The organism is Floridaenema fluviatile BLCC-F154 (genome assembly GCF_041929135.1).
Classification (GTDB): Bacteria; Cyanobacteriota; Cyanobacteriia; order Cyanobacteriales; family Aerosakkonemataceae; genus Floridanema; species Floridanema fluviatile.
The window spans coordinates 25,149-44,217 of sequence record NZ_JBHFNS010000076.1 but is presented as its reverse complement, the minus strand read 5'-3'; the positions used below and the strand labels follow the sequence as shown (position 1 = coordinate 44,217).

At 40.2% G+C, this 19,069-nt stretch carries 16 protein-coding genes; 6 read left to right on the top strand and 10 right to left on the bottom strand.

Annotated elements, in window-relative coordinates; all coding sequences use genetic code 11:
- Positions 1–108: 108 nt before the first annotated feature.
- Positions 109–1,356 carry a protein kinase domain-containing protein gene (locus ACE1B6_RS20260; RefSeq protein WP_413259075.1) on the bottom strand — a complete coding sequence of 416 codons (1,248 nt, stop codon included), beginning with the start codon at positions 1,354–1,356 and terminating at the stop codon, positions 109–111.
- 370 nt (positions 1,357–1,726) lie between these two features.
- Here ACE1B6_RS20260 and ACE1B6_RS20255 point away from each other — a divergent pair, with 370 nt between their 5' ends.
- The 3 genes from ACE1B6_RS20255 (at position 1,727) to ACE1B6_RS20245 (ending at position 7,030) form a co-directional block, all read left to right on the top strand.
- Positions 1,727–3,136, top strand: coding sequence for a CHAT domain-containing protein (locus ACE1B6_RS20255; RefSeq protein WP_413259074.1), 1,410 nt, complete (start codon positions 1,727–1,729; stop codon positions 3,134–3,136).
- A gap of 155 nt (positions 3,137–3,291) precedes the next feature.
- On the top strand, positions 3,292–5,208 hold the full coding sequence (locus tag ACE1B6_RS20250; protein ID WP_413259073.1) for a protein kinase domain-containing protein: 1,917 nt from the start codon (positions 3,292–3,294) through the stop codon (positions 5,206–5,208).
- Positions 5,209–5,404: 196 nt separating this feature from the next.
- Positions 5,405–7,030 carry a pentapeptide repeat-containing protein gene (locus ACE1B6_RS20245; RefSeq protein WP_413259072.1) on the top strand — a complete coding sequence of 542 codons (1,626 nt, stop codon included), beginning with the start codon at positions 5,405–5,407 and terminating at the stop codon, positions 7,028–7,030.
- An 80-nt stretch (positions 7,031–7,110) separates the two neighbouring features.
- On the opposite strand, the gene ACE1B6_RS20240 is transcribed toward ACE1B6_RS20245, so the two are convergent.
- Both ACE1B6_RS20240 and ACE1B6_RS20235 read right to left on the bottom strand, forming a co-directional pair.
- On the bottom strand, positions 7,111–8,571 hold the full coding sequence (locus ACE1B6_RS20240; protein WP_413259071.1) for a TIGR04222 domain-containing membrane protein: 1,461 nt from the start codon (positions 8,569–8,571) through the stop codon (positions 7,111–7,113).
- 243 nt (positions 8,572–8,814) lie between these two features.
- Positions 8,815–9,069, bottom strand: coding sequence for a YgiT-type zinc finger protein (locus tag ACE1B6_RS20235; protein WP_413259070.1), 255 nt, complete (start codon positions 9,067–9,069; stop codon positions 8,815–8,817).
- A 98-nt stretch (positions 9,070–9,167) separates the two neighbouring features.
- Here ACE1B6_RS20235 and ACE1B6_RS20230 point away from each other — a divergent pair, with 98 nt between their 5' ends.
- Positions 9,168–9,446, top strand: a complete 279-nt coding sequence (locus ACE1B6_RS20230) for a hypothetical protein (protein WP_413259069.1) — start codon at positions 9,168–9,170, stop codon at positions 9,444–9,446.
- Between the two features lie 109 nt (positions 9,447–9,555).
- Here the strand turns inward: ACE1B6_RS20230 and ACE1B6_RS20225 are convergent, their stop codons facing one another.
- The 5 genes from ACE1B6_RS20225 to petH form a co-directional block, all read right to left on the bottom strand.
- A complete protein-coding gene (locus ACE1B6_RS20225) occupies positions 9,556–10,659 on the bottom strand; it encodes an S-layer homology domain-containing protein (RefSeq protein WP_413259068.1) in 1,104 nt (367 codons plus the stop codon).
- 44 nt (positions 10,660–10,703) lie between these two features.
- Positions 10,704–11,312, bottom strand: a complete 609-nt coding sequence (locus ACE1B6_RS20220) for a (2Fe-2S) ferredoxin domain-containing protein (RefSeq protein ID WP_413259067.1) — start codon at positions 11,310–11,312, stop codon at positions 10,704–10,706.
- A gap of 61 nt (positions 11,313–11,373) precedes the next feature.
- The gene (locus ACE1B6_RS20215) at positions 11,374–11,622 is read right to left on the bottom strand and encodes an Asr1405/Asl0597 family protein (RefSeq protein WP_413259066.1); all 249 of its coding nucleotides are present in this window, start codon (positions 11,620–11,622) and stop codon (positions 11,374–11,376) included.
- Between the two features lie 173 nt (positions 11,623–11,795).
- Entirely contained in the window at positions 11,796–13,127 is a 1,332-nt protein-coding gene (locus ACE1B6_RS20210) for a homoserine dehydrogenase (RefSeq protein ID WP_413259065.1), read from the bottom strand.
- Positions 13,128–13,477: 350 nt separating this feature from the next.
- Entirely contained in the window at positions 13,478–14,692 is a 1,215-nt protein-coding gene (gene petH, locus ACE1B6_RS20205; RefSeq protein ID WP_413259064.1) for a ferredoxin--NADP reductase, read from the bottom strand.
- A 549-nt stretch (positions 14,693–15,241) separates the two neighbouring features.
- Here petH and ACE1B6_RS20200 point away from each other — a divergent pair.
- Positions 15,242–16,252: a phosphoribulokinase gene (locus tag ACE1B6_RS20200; protein ID WP_413259063.1), complete on the top strand. Its 1,011-nt coding sequence runs from the start codon at positions 15,242–15,244 to the stop codon at positions 16,250–16,252.
- 309 nt (positions 16,253–16,561) lie between these two features.
- A complete protein-coding gene (locus ACE1B6_RS20195; protein WP_413259062.1) occupies positions 16,562–16,957 on the top strand; it encodes a hypothetical protein in 396 nt (131 codons plus the stop codon).
- 144 nt (positions 16,958–17,101) lie between these two features.
- Here ACE1B6_RS20195 and ACE1B6_RS20190 read toward each other — a convergent pair whose 3' ends face one another.
- Positions 17,102–17,332, bottom strand: coding sequence for a hypothetical protein (locus ACE1B6_RS20190; RefSeq protein WP_413259061.1), 231 nt, complete (start codon positions 17,330–17,332; stop codon positions 17,102–17,104).
- A 301-nt stretch (positions 17,333–17,633) separates the two neighbouring features.
- Positions 17,634–19,034: a hypothetical protein gene (locus tag ACE1B6_RS20185; protein WP_413259060.1), complete on the bottom strand. Its 1,401-nt coding sequence runs from the start codon at positions 19,032–19,034 to the stop codon at positions 17,634–17,636.
- Positions 19,035–19,069 lie beyond the last annotated feature (35 nt).

Sequence of the window (19,069 nt, the reverse complement as noted above, 5' to 3'; positions counted from 1 at the left end):
TATTGTAGGGTGTGTCAGATTTAGATATTTTCCTTTCTATTAAGGCTTTACCCTCTGACGCACCCTACATTTTTATAAGTTTTCTTCTCACCACACGCCGTCCTGATTTTATTTACCTAACCAAAAGCAAATAAAAGGAATTTGGCAAACTTTTTTACTGAGTTCTTCCAAGGGTTCTTGAACCATTTGTTCCATTTGTCGCATTTGTGCTGGGTCAGGTTGAATAATATAAAAAACTCCCGTTGTTATTAACAAGGAATTGATACTTGTGCCAATGACAAATACTACTATTAAAGGCGATAGTCCAGGGAGTTTTAAAAATCGTCGTTGCTGAAAATTAATGGTGTTAATGATGTTTTGACTTGTCTGATTAAGAGAAGCTTGCAGTTCTTCTAAGAAGTTTTCAGGAAAGTCTAAGGCATCTTCTAAGTCTTCTATGGAACAAGAGGGAGAAGTTAACTCTTGAGGAGTAATGGGTAAAGTTTCTGGGTTAGTTAATTTATCAATGGATTGCAACACTTCAGCTGCACTTTGGTAGCGTTCATGATAAGAAGAGCGCACCATTTGATTTAAAATCTTAGCAAGTTCATCGCTGACATAAGCTAAGTGTTGCCAGCTAATTTCCTGACTAATTGAGTCAATTTTTAATTTGGTGGGATGGATTCCGGTTAATGCTTGAATGGCAATCATTCCCAGTGCATAAATATCGCTATTTGGTTGGGGTTGATATGCAAGTTGTTCGGCTGGGATATACCCTGCTGGTTGAATATCAAAGTTTATTTGTTGATTTGAATTGTTTTCAGTTCGATAAATTGGTTGAACTGCGCCAAAATCAAGTAAACATATTTTGCCGCTGTCGGCGCGTTTAATTAAGTTATTTGGCTTAATGTCGCAATGGATAATACCTTGAGTATGAATGAAATCTAGGATATCCAGAACTTCTCTTAGTAACTGAATAACTTGGGTTTCTGTCCAATGCTTGCTACGGTTTTGGTTACTTGTTACTAAGTTACTAAGTAGTTGTCCCGAAAAAAGTTCTTGTACTAAGTAAAATCCTTGGTCATCGGCAAAAAAAGCTAGTACTTCGGGAATTTGATCGTGCTGTCCCAAGGTTTCTAAAACTTTGGTTTCTTGGCAAAAGATTTGCTGAATAAATAACAAGAACTGAGGGTCGTTTTTTGATGGTTTTAAATGCCTAATAATTCTTTTTGGAGAACTTGGTAATAATGTGTCTTCGGCAATATAGGTTCTGCCAAAAGCGCCAATACTAAGAACTTGAATTATTTGATAGCGGTTGTCTAGCAAGTCGCCTAGTATGGGACGAGTTGCTTGAATATCTAATAGGACTCTATTCATAGTTAATTAATCACAACTTGACGACAAAATGTTTTAAATCAAATGTGGCATAGGTTGAATAAATAGTCTGCTAATAAAGCAACACTAAGGAGTAGGGACTCACTAAATGATTATGTTGAGAGTAGACTTCTCTATGATGGTTTTTCAGCATCTTATTGGTTGTTCAGGATGAAATTGGAAAATGTGCTTAGGTGTTGGGAAGAGGGTATTATAGTTCCTGACGATTAACGTTACCGGAAAATACATAGGTTCTTAAGTTAATGAGATTTTCAGGAAAATATGTGGGTAAAGCTGTTGAGAATATTACCTCCGACAGATGTTATGGTTGGAATTTTAATATTATTGTAGTTTAAACTGGTGGTGAGTCATTATGAAGAATTTCCCATCATTTGTTACATTCGTTACTGGCTTGATTCTGGCGTTAAGTAGCACAGCTATTAATAGTAGACAAGGTGTTGCTACAGTAAGTGAAGAAAGAAATGTAACTGTTAATAATGTAACTTTAAGTAGTGCCACTAAAGCTAATCCTCCGGCGCTGGGAGAACGGATTCAAAATTTAAACCCAGTTGATACGGTTAATACGATCGAAAATTCTTGGGAAAGTGATTACGAAACTTATTTTAAAGCTGACCTTTCCCGGTCCTCACTGAAGGCGCAACAGATATCGGCTACTTTAGGGAGGTTGGCGAGTCAGACGGGGAAAAGAACTGCGTTAATTTATGCAGTACCAACTCCAAAAAAACTGGAGTTAGTTTTAGTTTTGCCACAAAGAGCGCCGATTCGGAAAAGTGTACCAGCAGCGGCTAGGGAAAATTTGGTTAATACCGCGAAACAGTTGGTGTTGGAAGTTACTGATATTACCAAAATTGATACTACTAGTTATTTACCTCCAGCAAGAAAGCTGTATCAATGGATAGTTGGTCCTTTAGAAACGGAACTAAAAAATAATCGGATTGATACGCTGATTTTTTGTATGGGGCCTACTTTACGCAGTCTACCTTTAGCTAGTTTACATGATGGACAAAAGTTTTTGGTGGAGAAGTATAGTATTGGGCTAATTCCGGCTTTTAATATGACTGATTTAAATCCTCGCAGTCTGAAAAATTCGCCTGTTTTAGCAATGGGAGCATCTCAGTTTAAGGAGTTACCTCCTTTAATTGCGGTTCCTGTGGAATTGGCTACTATTGTTCCGAATGTTTCTCGACAACATAAACACTTTTTAAATCAAGAGTTTACGATAAATAATTTACGATCGCAACGCACCACCCAACCTTTTCAGATTGTACATTTAGCTACTCACGCTCAATTTAATTCCGGCGCACCAGCAAATTCCTTCATTCAATTTTGGGACAAGAGATTAACATTAGATCAAATGCGCCAACTACAGTGGAGTAACCCACAAGTAGATTTGTTGGTTTTAAGTGCTTGTCGTACCGCAATCGGTAACGAAGATGCAGAAATGGGATTTGCTGGATTAGCAATTCAAAGTGGAACTAAATCAGCATTAGCTAGTTTATGGAATGTTAGCGATGTGGGAACTTTGGCTTTAATGAGTGAGTTTTACCGTTACTTGAAAACTGCACCCACTAGAAGCGAAGCTTTACGACAAGCACAAGCAGCAATGTTACGGGGACAAGTGCGATTAGAAAAAGGAAAATTACTTGGGCCCAATTTAGGCGCTGGTGTAAATTTACCTCCTTCATTAGTAGCTTTGGGAAATCGTAATTTCAAACATCCCTTCTTTTGGTCAGGTTTTACAATGATTGGTAACGCTTGGTAAAGATTTCTAACAAGTACTAATTGGCTGAAATGTAGATAAATAAATAGTTTGAACCGAGTCGTTTCTAGTCGGGTTGCTACTGAATACCTGGAAAAGTTTGTGCCAAAATTGATGTCAAGTATAGCGTTTTAAAAACCGCTTAAACGGACAAGGACATGAGCAACTTTCCCGATTTTTCTAGTCATGGTTATCAGGTAATTCACGAACTCGCACGTAACCGAGAAGCAGGAAGAATTACTTATTTGGCTACCTACTTAAATCTAAACCAGAAAGTTACTATTAAAGAATTTCGTTTCGCTTCTGAAGGTACTAATTGGTCTGGTTTTAAAGCTTATGAACGGGAAATTGAAATCTTACAACAGTTAGATCATCCTCGTATCCCTCGTTACTTAGCTTCCTTTGAAACTCCGATGGGTTTTTGTTTGGTGCAGGAGTATAAAAACGCACCTTCTTTAGCGAAAAAACGCAGCTTTACTCCCGGAGAAGTTAGAAAGATTACTATCTCTGTATTGGAGATTTTGGTTTATTTGCAAAAGCGAATTCCACCAGTAATTCATCGGGATATTAAACCAGAAAATATTTTAGTTGACGAGCGGTTGAATGCTTATTTAGTTGATTTTGGTTTGGCGAGAATTGGTAGTGCAGATGTAGCTTTAAGCAGCGTAGCCGTAGGAACTCCCGGTTTTATGCCACCAGAAGAACAATTTGGTCGTCCGTTATCTTCAGCATCGGACCTTTACAGTTTGGGTGCTACTTTAATTTGTTTAGTTACTGGTACTCGTTCGGTAAATATTGGTAGGTTAATTAATGAGGAATATCGCTTTAGTTTTAAGCCTTTAGTTCCGCAACTTAGTCATTCTTTTGTGGATTGGTTGACTGAAATGGTGGAACCAAATGTGAGAAAACGCTTTGCTAATGCGGAAGTGGCGTTATCTGCATTAATGGAACCGAATAAATTGAAATATTCCCAAAAGCGGAAATGGGTAAATTTCAAGTTGGTAAATCTCAAAGTATTAATATTATTTTGGATGATTTGGTTTCCTGGATTTTTGATAAGTCAGGTAAATAGCAGCTTAGACAATAGCATGAATCAATCAAAATCCAACTCTATGAATAAGGGCGATCGCTTATTTCAGCAAGGTAATTATTCCTCAGCACTCTCAGCTTACAATCAAGCTTTAAGAATTAATCCCAATCACTACAATGCTTTGATTGGACGTTGTGCCACATTTAACGAAATATTCAGCTATAAAGAAGCTTTAGTTGATTGTAACCAAGCGATAGAAATCTCCCCCAAGAATAGTAGAGTGTGGATGTTAAAAGGTCATGCACTTGCTGGCATGGGGAAATACGAAGAATCAATTGCTGCTTACGATCGAGCAATTGAAATTAATCCTAACTATAGCTATGCTTGGAGTGGTCGCTGCAATACCTTCAATTTTTTAAGACAATACAAACAAGCCTTGTCAAATTGCGGACAAGCTCTCCAAATTCACCCCAAATTATATTCAGCTTGGCATAATCAAGGTGTAGCACTAGAAGGTTTAGGACATAACGAACAAGCTCTCAGTTCTTACAGAAAAGCACTGCAATTTCAGCCAAACTACTTAAGAAGTATTAGTAGTAGTTACAAATTACTAAAGAAATTAGGTAGGTTAGAAAACAATAAATTTGACCTGTGCTTAAGAAGAATTCAACCACCTGTACCAGCTAATTCTCATTCAAATTACAGAGGAATTCTTAATACACCAACACCGCTTTGTCCTTTGAATAACACCGTACTTTATTACTATCCAACTGAATTAAGAAATACAACCTTAGCTTGGAAAAATGTATCTGGTGCAAAAAGTTACATAGTGGAAGTTGATTTTAATATGCCTGGTGTCGGATGGTGTTCCGAACAAGAAAGCTGCAAAACAAAAATTACAGAGAACATCACTACTAACCGTTATACTTTTAATTTCGGAGGCGATCGATTAGGAAGGTGGCGCGTTTGGGCAGTTGATGCTAACGGTAAAGAAAGCCCTAAAAGTGAATGGTGGAAATTTTATTACAGACAAATTAGACCTTAGCAGTACTCAGCTTAGAGGTACTAATTGGCGGGGTTCTGACTTAATGAATGCCAAAAAAACAGGGGCAATTTTACCTAGAGAAAATAGATCTCGTTAATTAAGCACTCAAATTTGTGACAAAATTCCCTGCAACAGTTAGGATCTTTCAAGCAAGCTAAATGCCGCAATCTGCACACATCTCTTGCGGGGAGAAACTATGAGCAATTATCCGAACTTCTCCAGCCACGGCTACGAGGTTGTCCAAGAACTAGGACTTAACCGGGAAGCAGGACGTATTACCTATTTGGCTAACGTCCTGAATTCAGAACAACAAGTGGTAATTAAAGAATTCCGTTTTGCCAATTCGGGTGTTGATTGGTCTGGCTTTAAAGCTTACCAAAGAGAAATTGAAGTTTTACAACAGCTGCATCATCCCCGCATTCCGCGTTATTTAAACTCTTTTGAAACTCCCTCCGGGTTTTGTTTAGTCCAAGAGTATAAAAAAGCGCCATCTTTAGCGGAAAGATACAGTTTTACTTTAGAAGAAGTGCAAAAAATTGCGGTTTCTGTTTTGGAAATTTTGGTTTATTTGCAACAGCGTACTCCACCAGTGATTCACCGCGATATTAAACCGGAAAATATTTTGGTGGATGAAGATTTAAATGCTTATTTGGTGGATTTTGGTTTTGCCAGAATTCGCGGTGGAGAATTAGCTTTAAGCAGTGTTGCTGCGGGAACAATTGGCTTTATGCCTCCTGAAGAACAGTTTGGTCGTTCTTTAACTGCTGCTTCCGATCTTTATAGTTTGGGTGCAACTTTAATTTGCTTGGTAACAGGTACTCGTTCTGTGGCAGTTGGTAAATTAATTGATGACAATTATCGGTTTAATTTCCAAAATTTATTTCCCCGATTACCATTTCGTTTTGAGCAATGGTTAACGAAAATGGTGGAACCAAATTTGAAATTTCGCTACTCTGATGCAACTGTGGCTTTAACAGTTTTGCAGAAGACTATGCAGCCACCTGAATATCTGATTAAATTGCAAAAGTTACCAGCGAAAATTAAGGGTTCTCTGACAGCACCAGTGATGGGTTTAGCTACTTTAGGAACTATCAGCTTTCTGTATGCTAGTTTAGGACATTTTAATCATGAAAGAACGTTGCAGATGAATAGTGAGCGATCGATTTCCAACAGCGAAAATACAGTGCGACGATTGTTTTTTACTCGTAAATGTCCCAGGTGTGATTTGCGAGGTGCTGATTTACGGGGAGCAAATTTAGGTGGTGCAGACTTACGCGAAGCAAAGTTGGAAGGTGCTTATTTAGGTGGTGCTAATTTGTGGGGCACAAATTTAGAAAGTGCCAGTATGGAAGGCACTAATTTGGTAGGTGCTAATTTGGGAGATGCTAATTTAGAAGGCGCTAATTTAGAAGGCGCTAATTTGGGAAATGCTAATTTGGAAGGCGCTAGTTTAGGGGGTGCTAATTTGGGAAATGCTAAACTTTGGGATGCCAAACTTTGGGATGCTAATTTGGAAAATGCGAATTTGTCAGGGGCAAATTTGCGAAATGCTAATTTAGAAAGTGCGAGTTTGGTAGGTGCGAATTTGCGAAATGCTAAGTTGCAAGATGCTAAACTTTGGGATGCTAATTTAGGAAGTGCAAATTTGGGAGATGCTGATTTGCAAGGTGCTAAATTGGAAGGTGCTTATTTGAAAGGCGCTTATTTGAAAGGTGCTTATTTGCAAGATGCTAATCTTCGGGGTGCTGATTTGCAAGGTGCTGATTTAGAAGGTGCTTATCTACGTGGTGCGACGATGCCTGATGGTAATAAACAACAGTAATTTGTTAGTTGGTAGTTGGTGATTGGGATTAGAAAAAGTTTGTAATGTGAGAATTTCCCAATCACCATTTTTTTACTCAATTAACCACCACAACCGCCACCGCAACCGCCACAACCACCACCACCACAACCACCGCCACCATCTCCACCACCATCTCCACCACAACCACCGCCACCATCTCCACCACCGCTACTAGATGTGGGAATAAATAGTTGTTTTAAGTCAGAAAACATTTCGCTTGGTAAAATTGTTGCACCTAAAAGTGCAAATGCTAGGGGAAGTTGTGGATCTGTATGGCTGAAGACTGTTAAACGAATATGGGTACGAAGATCTTGGAAAATTCGATCGCCATACCGACTGCGATGTGCTGGACTCAGCCAAAAACCTAACCCAATGATGGCGATAATAAAACACATTATTATTAAATAACCAACAGGCTTTTCGCGAGAAATTCCTACAACAATTTTGGCAATACCTAATCCTAATAAGGAAGCGATTAAAATTGTTGGGTAAGTTTGGACTTTGGCGGATTGATTTTGAGTCACTAAAAGACCTATTTCACGTAATCGATCGCCAATCGTTTCGATTATTGGATGACTGATAAACGCTTTCCGAATGCTGTTAATATGTCCGTTTAAGGCAATGACTTTTGCTAGTTCTTTTTCTACAGCATTAAACAAGTCTTCTCCTGATTTGTTTAATGTTAAGGTTCGTTTGTCTGGCTGAATGATGACATATTCTTTCTGCACTAGACTAGCGATCGCCGTATCTACAACTCGATCTTTCCCTCCAGCAAGGTAGGCTGTTTCGTAAGTATTAAGAGGTACGGTTCGTTGTCCAAAATTTTCATCTGGCAATCGTAAAGAATTTCGGAGATGAAACGCGAGAAAAAAAGTAATAATTGATAGCAGAAAGTAGAAGGTTAAAAATTCCCCGCCTGTCAAATCTAAGGGATTGGGAACGCTAGAAACTATTTGACAGCCAGCGATCGCAGATGCCAAAGTAAATAACAGAATTAGGCTAAGGATTTGTTGATGGGGAATTTTTGTTGGTAAAGATGGCTTGGGGAAAATCCAATTTTGTTGGGTGTTTACTCGCACAAATTTTAAATCTCGCCCGAATCGATCTTTTGATTTAGGCCAAATATCGATCGGTGGAGTCTCACCAAAAAACTTTTCGTAGCTTTCTAATGTTCTGTTATACCAATCATCAAGCTTTAATTGTTCAGATAAACCTCCGCGACTTGGTTCATGGTGTAAGGGAAATTGTAAAACTTTCAGACAGAATTCTTGCCAGTACGATCGCGTATAACTCAAATGTAAATGCCAAACTTGATCGACTTGATCCGATGGTGCAACTGGATGACCTGCAACAACAGCTAAAAATGCAAATTTCTTGTATTCAGAAATCACTTTTTGAGCATAGCGTAACGACCAGCCATTATCCTTTGCTAACTTCTTGCTAAAAGTTAATTGCGTATCTGGTCGATCGAAGGAAAATGTCTGTATTCGTTGATATAACTCTGTTTGTTGCGCGTTCATTTTCGTCAATTGGCGTTCCATAGACTAAAGAAAGGCTGCTTTTAGTTAGTTATATTGCTGGAGACAGTTAACTTATGCGTGTAGTTTAGATTTCTTTACAAATAACAATCTCCCATCAAGCTGACGCTGTAATGGGAGATCATAAACTAATGCCGATATGTCTATCCAAGACATTGGGCAAGTTATTAGCGAAAAAATTCAGCACATTAAAAAGAAATAAGCTCATATTCTGGTTTTATGCTTTTATGCTCGATTGGGCGATCGCACTCTAAAAGACTGTCCAATTAACTCAAAGTCTGTTGTTTCTTTATTTTTAAGTTTGGCTCGAATCTGAGCAAATTGTCTAACAACTTCAGGTTTATATAACCGTTCACCACAATTTAAACAAACCTCTGCTTCAACTTGAATAATTGCAGTATGTACGTCACCTTTGAGGATTTTTTCAACCTGTTCTGTGGTTAATTCCCCTTGGCAATTAGGACATTGTTTTGGTTTCATGATCAATATCTCCCGATTTTCCAATTAATCCATCTTTAATTTAATTCATAAGGATTATGCTATTTTAAAATTATGTTAATTAACAATTGGGATTTTCCATGACCAAAGTTACTATTGAAATTCCTGAGCAGTTAATCTCTCAGTTAGAGGGTACAGGATACCCATTGCAAGATATTGTTCTCAAGGCTCTAGAACGTTACGTTGAGTCTGAGGATTCTACTTTTAATATTACCAAAACTCGGACTTGGGAATTGTGTGGCACTTTTCAAGTTGTTGAGCCAGAAGCAGAGTATATTGTTGGTCAAGATGAACAAGGTAAAATCATCACTAACTATGGTGAAAATGTAGACGATATATTGTATGGACTTTCTCTCTAGATGGCGATCTCGAACAAGCTGGTAAAACCTTTTTACAAAAACTACTAATCCTCTCAAATTAAAATCATTAATCCCATTTGAGAGGAATTCAATTAGTAATCAATAAATTTTAAGGCTTTACTACATACTTACCATTAATATTCTGTGCTTTACCTTGCTTCACTCTTGCTTGATAAACCAAAGCTGCTATTTCGGCGCGAGTGGCGTTTTGATTTGGATTTAATACATCTGTCTGGGGATGATTTACCACAATACCTGCTTGGGTAGCAGCGGCAACTTTCTTCTTCGCGTAGTTCGGAATTTGGGCTGCATCTTTATATTTTTGCTTTAAGATTTCTTCTGCATTAGCTGGTTCTGGTAAATTCAAACCGCTAGCTAAAGCAACAATAACTTGCACTCTGGGAATTTGTACTTTTGGTCGAAAACTCTGGTCTGGATAGCCTGCTAAATACTCGCTTCCGGTTGCTTTTTTTATCGCTGGAGCCGCCCAGAAACTATTACTAACATCTTTAAATTCTGTGGTTTCGTCAGTAATTTTTGTACCTAAACCTTTTTCTAAAACTGCGGCGAATTCTGCCCGATTTACTTCTTGATCTGGTCGAAAATATCCGCCAGGAAAAGCACTAACTACTCCTTGTTTTTGCAATCCGAAAATATAAGGAGCCGCCCAATAGTTACCTGGAACATCTACTATTTTAATCGCTTGGGGTGCTTTTGCTACTGGTGTTGCTGGTATTGGAACATCAGGTACAGCTTTTGGTTGTAATGGAATAACTGGAACTGCGTTTGTAGCTGGTGTTTCTACTCTGGCTAGAGGTACAGGCACGATCGCAATTACTCCCCTTCTCACAGGTTGATTAACTTCAGGAACTACGCCTAATTGATTGACATTTCTTTGCGGATCGACAGGTACAACTCTTCTTGTTTCAGTTTCCGTATTAGTACCTTCTCTAACTTGTCTCCTTTCCCGATCGACTCTACGATTTGCCAACCAAGGTAAAATGATTCTTGGTGTTAGTAAAGAACTTCTAGGACTAGGCGCAACTTGAGCAGGTGTTGTACTTGTTAAATTCCAACTAACTGGATTTCTGCTTAATATCCAAAAGAAAATACTGCCGATCGATAATAAGGCAACCAAGACAGCAACAAATTCATCAAACCCTAAAGGCTCTTTTTTCGATGTTTGAGGTTCTGGGCGGCGTGATTCTGTCATCTTGATTACCCTCTAAACGGCAACAGGCAACTTTGATATTTAGATTAAACCACACTTGCTAATACTGGAACCGCATCTTTAGATTGATTTTGTGTAACAAAATGTTTGTCTAAAATTTCTGGCACTTCGCTAGCATCAATGCGCCGATAAGCACTTTTATCTGGCATGACAATATTAGGCCCAGCTTTACAATGTTTCATACAGCCTGTGCCTTTAATCATAACTTCTTGTGACAAATTGCGATCGCGCAACCCCTCCGCCAACGCCTGACTAACTTCCATCGCCCCCCGCTTGCAGCAATCAGACTTCTGACAAACTAAAATACAAGCTGGCTTTTTCTTTGGTTGGGAAGCTTTTGCTTCTGGAGGTAATACTTGCCTTTGTATCCCTGCCTTCACCCTAATTCTAGAAGCTTTCAGCTTCACTGCACCTGTTTCTGTGTTGAGTTTTCGATCGCCACAAACTTCGATCCAATCTCCAGGTAGTAAAACTTGTCCTAACCCAGCCCTAGCCTCTTTAGAAAGTTTAATCCAAGATTCGCCCTCTGCTGTATCCAGTCGCAACAATTTAATTTTGTAATCATCCTCCAGCACAAAGCCAACAAACCGTCCTTGGAGGCAAAATTCAGTTACTTGACAAGTTTTCTTACCCATTTGTTTTGATTAACCTCTAACTTCAACAACAACACAATTGCTAATCAATCTCATTTTTTAATTATGATTTTAGCTCCCAGCAACGGTTCAATTCCGCTACTAACTCGCTGCGAGGTGCTGTCAATTGCTTAATCACAGACCTCAGTTGAATTGCCGCTAACGGGCTGTTTATTTCGACTTCTAAGCCACCGTTACCGTTACAGCAGCAGGGAATCTCTAAAGCTTGTAGTCGGCGGTAGACTTGCCAGCGATCGCTACGGCACACCGCCACTACCTGTGAATCTGTAGGATTTATACTCGATTGCTCCATCAGAGCTACCAACCTAAATGAAATAAATTCTCAATATTGAAACCTGATTCTACTTATAACCTGTTTCAGCATTTTTGTCACCTAATTGACAGAAATTTTCAAATAATCTTTAAAGAATGGGAACAGGGGACTAGGGACTGGGGACTAGGGATTGGGGAAGCTTCACACAGCCTTTATAAAACACGGAGCAAGCTGGCAATACTATCTACAGCTTCCAGAGCGCGAATTTCTGCCAAAGCCTGACGGAAATTGCCTTCGCGGACATCGTGAGTTACTACAACAATTTCCGCCAAATCACCGCGAAAACCTGTTTGCACAACTGATTCCAAACTAACACCATAATTTCCGAAAGAAGTTCCCAAATGCCCAATAACACCAGGCGAGTCATTTGTCAAGAAGCGAGCATAAAATCGAGTAACGAGTTCTTCCATCGGCGCAATTTGGCAATAATGCTGATGGGTGCAAGCTAAGAGGGGATGGAGGTTGGGGACTGGGGACTGGGGACTGGGGACTGGGGACTGGGAAATTATTTTGAGGATAGAGGCTATGTTTAGAATATCGGAAACTACGGCGCTGGCGGTTGGGCCTGCACCTGCGCCTCTGCCGTAGAACATGACTTGACCGATCGGATCGCCTTCCACAAAAATGGCATTATAAACGCCGCTGACACTGGCTAAAGGATGTTGTTTCGGGACTAAAGTCGGATGAACTCTTACTTGTAGAAGTTCTGGTTCATTCGGTGCAACAGTCATTTGTTTGGCAACGGCGAGTAACTTAATTACAAAACCCAACTTTTCCGCGTAAGCAATATCTGCCGCACCAACTTTAGAAATTCCTTCGTGATAAACTTCTTCTAACTTGATGCGTCCGCCATAAGCCAAAGAAGCGAGAATGGCAATTTTATCAGCAGCATCCAACCCTTCCACATCAGCTGTGGGATCGGCTTCAGCGTAACCCAACTTTTGAGCATCGGCTAAAACATCAGCAAAATCAGCACCTTCATTTTGCATCCGGGTGAGGATATAGTTAGTCGTACCGTTGACAATGCCTGTGATTGCTTGAATGCGGTTAACGCCTAGAGTTTGTTTTAAAGGTTGAATAATGGGGATACCGCCGCCGACTGCTGCTTCTAACATGACATAAACGCCTTTTTCGTTAGCAGCATCGTAGATTTCTTCAGCGAAACGGGAAATTACGGCTTTGTTAGCAGTAACGACGTGCTTCCCGTGAGCAATAGCTTTCAGGATTAGCGATCGCGCAGGTTCCAGCCCACCCAACAGTTCTACCACAATATCAACTTCTGGGTCAGTCGCGATCGATTCCAAATCAGTAGTCAGAATCTCCTTAGATATTTGCACATCACGAGGTTTCGATAGATCGCGCACTCCCACCCGATAGATTTCCAATTCTTGCACCAACGGGTGACGACCTTCTGGAGAGAGCAAAATTTCCGCCGTTCCCGTTCCCACAGTTCCTAGTCCCAGTAAACCAATTTTAAAACTCACGCTTTCTAACCTATTCTGACTAAACCTTTCCAAAACCATTGTGACATTTGTCGTGTTAACCGAGACACTTTGAGAAAAATTTCTCTATCTTACTATCACCAAATTGAAAAATCAGTAATAAGTTTAATAATTGCACCGCTAGATCTTGCGGCATTTAATTGACGATCGTCCACCGTAATTAAAGGACAATTTAAGTTTAATGCTAAAGCGATATAAAGAGAATCATATATTGCTAATTGGTATTACTAGAGCGATCGCAATACCAAAAACAAAAATTCACAACCTCAAGCCAAAAAAAATAGGGTAGGCTTTGCCTACCCCAGAAAAAGCTGAGAGTAAAAAACTAAAAATTAGTAGGTTTCTACGTGCCAGCGGTGTTCTTTCTTCAATTGCTTTTGGTAATCTGCCCAATTTACATCGAACTTACCAGCAGCACCAGACATACCTTCATCGATGCCACCTTCCATACCTTTCAAACCACAAATGTAGGTGTGAGTATTGGATTTTTGCACCAAATTCCAAAGTTCATCAGCGTTTTCCGCAATCCGATCTTGGATGTACATTTTGCCACCTTTGGCATTCTTTTGTTCCCGGCTAATGGCATAAGTTAAACGGAAATTATCTGGGAACTTAGCGGCTAATTCTTCCAATTCTTCCTTGTACAGAATGTTGGGAGTATAAGCAACACCAAAGAACAACCAAGCTAGACCTTTGAATTTGTAATCTTCGTGTTGTTCCTTAAACATCCGCCACAAGAAAGCGCGGAAAGGAGCAATACCTGTACCAGTAGCCATCATAATTACATTGGCTTCTGGATCGTCAGGTAAGAGCATTTCCTTACCCACCGGGCCAGTAATTTTCACCTGATCGCCCACATTCATTTGAGTGAGAAAGGTAGAGCAAACGCCCTTCACTTCTTCTCCGGTTTCTGGGTGCTTATAAACTAATTGACGCACGCAGAGAGAGACAGTTTTATCGTCCAAGTCATCGCCGTGACGAGTAGATGCGATCGAGTAAAGTCTAAGCTTGTGAGGTTTGCCGTTTTGATCGGTTCCCTCTGGGATAATACCGATACTTTGACCTTCAAGATAGCGCAAATCGCCTCCTGACAGGTCAAATTTGACGTGACGAACAGTACCTTCTCCGCCCTCACGCACTAACTCTTCATTGGACATACATTTGCCCACAAAAGGAGCATTAGGACGGTAAATATTAACCGGAATGTCCTTTTTCTCTTTTTCCTTCGCTTGAGTCATTGGCTTGGCTTCTTCTTTCTTCTCTTGCTGGAGTCTATTACTTGTCTCCGGCGCGGAAGTTCCATTCCCTTGATTCTCAGCGCCCAGTGGTCGGATGCTAACAATTTGCCCCCCCAAGCGTGCGATCCGCCGCATTTCTTCATTCATGCGGTTGTAGGGCACAGTGATAAACACGCTGCCACTGCGACGAATTGGGTAGTTGGTTTGGTCAGTTGCTTCGTTCTGTTTTAAACCTACTACTTCGTAAACAAAGACGCGGTTACCAGATTGTGTGTTGGCAGCACCACCAACTGCGCTTCGATTGTACATTGCTTCGATCTCTCCGAACTGAAAATTAAATTTGCTGCTGCTGCAACGTGCCCTCGCACCACATGACAGTTCAAACGCCCAATTTTGGGATGTTGAACTAGATCTTAAGAAATTGCAGTAATTTATAGTTTAAAGCTATAAGATCACAGTTCTCAGACCGAAGGAATGGAAAAATCCGGCTCCAGATTCTCCTCCACCCTACAAGGTAAGTCTCACAGAGAATGTGACTAGCGAATCAGTTTCACATTTTTTTTAGAAAAAATGCACAACTAACATTAGCATAAATACTGAGCTAGATGATTTCACTTTGTTTATGCCTTGTAGAGGTAATCCCACTCTGGTAAGATATTCCAGTAATAGTAGTATTAAATACTCACTTGAAGGCTTGAGTCTTCCCTTGAGGGCAGAAGCCAGACTGCTGCTCAGGATTGGTAAGGGCTGCTTTTTTTTAAGTAGTTTTATCAGTCAAGGGGGATGACTTAATAGGCTATGATTTAGCTCGAAGTTTTGACCCAGTTAGTAAAGAATCTTAATCGAAAGAGGGAAGCTATGACCAAAAAGCCGGATCGCGTGGTGCTAATTGGTGTCGCCGGGGACTCCGGGTGTGGAAAGTCAACATTTTTGCGCCGGATCACTGATTTGTTTGGCAAGGAGTTTGTCACGGTGATCTGTCTGGATGATTATCATTGTCTGGATAGAAAGCAGCGCAAGGAAACGGGGATTACTGCACTCGATCCGAGAGCCAATAATTTCGATCTGATGTATGAACAGATCAAGGCGCTCAAGAGTGGCGAAACAATCAATAAGCCGATTTATAATCACGAAACCGGCATGATTGATCCACCGGAGTTAGTTGAGCCAAATCATGTTGTGGTGATTGAGGGACTGCATCCTTTGTATGATGAACGGGTGCGATCGCTAATCGACTTCAGTGTATACCTCGACATTAGCGAAGAAGTCAAGATTGCTTGGAAGATTCAGCGCGATATGTCGGAACGGGGTCACACTTATGATGACGTACTCGCTGCAATCAATTCTCGTCGCCCTGATTTTACGGCATACATCGAACCACAAAGAGAGTTTGCTGATGTGGTAATTCAGGTGTTGCCTACTCAGTTGATTAAAGACGATAAGGAAGGCAAAATTCTGCGGGTGCGCTTGATTCAAAAAGTTGGTGTAGAAGGTTTTGAGCCTGCTTACCTATTTGATGAAGGTTCGACTATTGATTGGATTCCCTGTGGCAATAAGCTGACTTGTTCCTATCCCGGAATTAGAATGCACTATGGACCTGATGCTTATTATGGTCATGAGGCAGAAATTCTGGAAGTTGATGGACAATTCGAGAATTTGGAACAGGTAATCTACATCGAAAGCCATCTGAGTAAGACTTCCACCAAGTATCAGGGTGAGTTAACCCACTTGTTATTACAACACAAGGAATATCCAGGTTCTAATAATGGAACTGGTTTGTTCCAAGTCTTGACAGGTTTAAAAATGCGTGCTACATACGAACGGTTGACTGCTCAAGAAGCGAAAATTGCCGCTACTGCTAATCGGTAAGGATGTAGAACTAGTTACAGGTTTTGGGGGGGCAGAATTGTCCCCATTTTTTTTGGCTATCTTTAACATTCTTATGCTCGTGTCTCTCTGTTGCATACTTTCCCAGGTCATTCTGTATGTTATGTAACAAATTATTTAATTGGCAACAATTATGCAATTAGCTCTGCTACTGTATAAGAGTACACAGAAAGGCGGGAGAGAGTTGTGAGTCAAAGAGTCACCATAGCAGTTCCAGAGTCACTGTTTGCCCGACTTCAACCCGTTAAACAACGCTTCAATATTTCCGCTGTATGCCAGGAGGCATTAGAGATGGCTATTACAATCGAAGAACTCAAAACCCAAACCGCTGAAGACGAAAATTTAGTCCAACGCCTTCAAACAGAAAAAAAAGTACTCCTCAACAAAGTTCGTCAAGAAGGTTTTGAATTAGGAATTCGTTCCAGTGCTAAGTTGTCCTACAAAGATTTCCGCCATTTTGAACGAGTTGAGTCTCTCGCAACGGCACTTGATGAAGATGTGCTCGACTATCTATTTTCTTATCTAGATCAAAAAGACTGTCCTGAACAAGCACGCCATTTGGATGCGGATTTTGCTTACTTACTAGAAGTAGATCCCGCTAGCAGAATTACCTTTGCACAGGGATGGATGGATGGTGTGTTATCTGTTTGGCAAACGATTAAAACTCAAGTGGATACCCCACAATAGCCATAATTGCTGAACTGAGGCTTTGTCTATCAGCGATGCGCTTAATTGCACGCTACACGATCGCTTTTTTGACTATTCACGCCAATGAATAGGAATGGACAAAGCCAAAAGCTCATTCAGGTTTGGTTTTGATTAATTCTGCAATTATCTAATGGCTGTAGCCATGTAGAAAACGCCATTGACTCGAAAGCACAACTCAATGTCAGTTTGTTGGAGGATGGAGCGGAGTTCCCACAACTTAGTTGCGTCTTCAAGAGTTTGACACTGCACCATTAAACATCCCGGACGAAAGCCGATGGACAGCGAGTGAGCAGCTACTCCAGACTGTTGAATCCAGGATAAGAGGGAGTAGTCGGCAGCAGTTAAGTCAAACATAAGTGAGTTCCGGGTTGGGGGAAAAGATGGACTACAGTTATTAACTCATTAAACTCTTAACAAAACTGTATGTTTTGTAACTTTATGCAAATATAAGCATAAAAAGATGAAGAAATCTAAACTGAACCCGATCGATCGAACGAGTAATATCATGTCCGGTCGATTACCCACTCTGTAGAGACGTTATATATAACGTCTCTACAGGGTCATGGAAAAAAGATATGATTGCTGATCGATCGAACGAGTCAGGGGTGTTGGCAAAGCACCCTGGAAGATCTATTGGATTAGTGGTTGGTTATGCTTATACTTGTGCTGGTGTTTGTTCTCTGTGTTTGAAGTACCAATAGAGATTTGCTACGGCTAAATTTGAGGCTTGTTGTAAGTTGGGTTGGGTGAGGGTTTTGTGTTGAGCGATCGCACTTTGCTGACTCACATATAATTCATATTGTCGCCGTAATTCTGGCTGCATCATTAATCTCATTTGGTCTAATAAAGATTCAGGATGAGATTTTTGTTTTAGGCTTTCATAGAGTTGGATTTCTGGGGGAATTTCTAAAGCTGTGGTTGAATTAGTGTTGGAAATTTGGGCGATTTCTGTAGGGTTGAATTCGGCACTTTCCAGCAGTTTTAGTTCTGATTCTGGTAAGGTGCGTAGCCAATCAATATGATTTTGCCAAGATTCTAATACGGCTAAATCGTGGTCGTGAATGCGGGTGATTTCTGGGAAGAGAAAATCTAATTCTGCTTCGGTTTCGCATTTGTTAATTACGGTGAGAGTATCTTTACGAATTCTGTTTTTTAGATCGGAAAGGCTTTGACTTACAACAGCTGGTTGTTCTTGCATTTGAAAAACCATAGCCATTGTTTGTTCGATCGCCCAAGCACACTCATATCTGCGAAGTAATCCAGCCGCACAAGTATCTGATAATAGTTGAGGATTGTTATAATCTGCTAAAGCGTTCGCTAACATTGCTTGTGCAGTTTGCAGAGTATCATTTCTAATACTTAAATCTTCACATAAAATCGCTTTTTCGATGAGCTTAGTTGCTTGTAGAAAACGCCCGTAAGCCTGAACTAAAATTGTGCGATGATGCTTGAATTCAATATCTTGAGCAACCTGATCAATTCTTTCGAGAATTTCTTTACCTTGGTCTTTTAATGCTTCTTTTAAGTCAATAAAACCGTCTTTAACTTCAAGGCGCAACTGTTTTACATCTTCTCTCAGCTTTATTGTTTGGTATAAATTCACTGCTGAAAGTGCCGCAACAGCAACTACTCCTACACCAATCACAGCTGTAGAAGCTTGTAAAACTCCTAGCGTTGCTGGAAGAGATTGGAAGATAAATTGGTTTAATTGTTGAACTTGTTGATTAACTTCTTCAACTTGCAGACTGACTCCTTCGACTTGTTGACTAACTCCTTTAACTTGTTGACTAACTCGTTCGTCTCTTCTATTGGTTTCTTGAGAATTCAGATGCGTTTGAACGATTTGTACCAGTGGTAGAGCAAGCTGAGCAGCCATTATAAAAGGAGATAAAGGTGAGTTTCTAACTACAACACCAACCGCATGAGCAACAAATTTTCCGGTAACTTTGTTCCTAACAAGCCCAATCAATTCACCTGTAGCTTTGTTTCTGACAACCTCGTAAACACCCGAAGCGATACCAGCTTGAATAGCAGGAGTAAAAACAAACTGTAACATATTACCTCATTCACATTGAAAGTTACAAATTTATT

Bases quoted from the DNA above. Each gene is read 5' to 3' on its own strand.
- ACE1B6_RS20260 (WP_413259075.1), bottom strand. From the start codon at position 1,356: ATGAATAGAGTCCTATTAGATATTCAAGCAACTCGTCCCATACTAGGC.
- ACE1B6_RS20225 (WP_413259068.1), bottom strand. From the start codon at position 10,659: ATGACAGAATCACGCCGCCCAGAACCTCAAACATCGAAAAAAGAGCCT.
- ACE1B6_RS20235 (WP_413259070.1), bottom strand. From the start codon at position 9,069: ATGAAACCAAAACAATGTCCTAATTGCCAAGGGGAATTAACCACAGAA.
- petH (WP_413259064.1), bottom strand. From the start codon at position 14,692: ATGTACAATCGAAGCGCAGTTGGTGGTGCTGCCAACACACAATCTGGT.
- ACE1B6_RS20250 (WP_413259073.1), top strand. From the start codon at position 3,292: ATGAGCAACTTTCCCGATTTTTCTAGTCATGGTTATCAGGTAATTCAC.
- ACE1B6_RS20200 (WP_413259063.1), top strand. From the start codon at position 15,242: ATGACCAAAAAGCCGGATCGCGTGGTGCTAATTGGTGTCGCCGGGGAC.
- ACE1B6_RS20185 (WP_413259060.1), bottom strand. From the start codon at position 19,034: ATGTTACAGTTTGTTTTTACTCCTGCTATTCAAGCTGGTATCGCTTCG.
- ACE1B6_RS20190 (WP_413259061.1), bottom strand. From the start codon at position 17,332: ATGTTTGACTTAACTGCTGCCGACTACTCCCTCTTATCCTGGATTCAA.
- ACE1B6_RS20195 (WP_413259062.1), top strand. From the start codon at position 16,562: ATGGCTATTACAATCGAAGAACTCAAAACCCAAACCGCTGAAGACGAA.
- ACE1B6_RS20245 (WP_413259072.1), top strand. From the start codon at position 5,405: ATGAGCAATTATCCGAACTTCTCCAGCCACGGCTACGAGGTTGTCCAA.
- ACE1B6_RS20255 (WP_413259074.1), top strand. From the start codon at position 1,727: ATGAAGAATTTCCCATCATTTGTTACATTCGTTACTGGCTTGATTCTG.
- ACE1B6_RS20230 (WP_413259069.1), top strand. From the start codon at position 9,168: ATGACCAAAGTTACTATTGAAATTCCTGAGCAGTTAATCTCTCAGTTA.
- ACE1B6_RS20240 (WP_413259071.1), bottom strand. From the start codon at position 8,571: ATGAACGCGCAACAAACAGAGTTATATCAACGAATACAGACATTTTCC.
- ACE1B6_RS20215 (WP_413259066.1), bottom strand. From the start codon at position 11,622: ATGGAGCAATCGAGTATAAATCCTACAGATTCACAGGTAGTGGCGGTG.
- ACE1B6_RS20220 (WP_413259067.1), bottom strand. From the start codon at position 11,312: ATGGGTAAGAAAACTTGTCAAGTAACTGAATTTTGCCTCCAAGGACGG.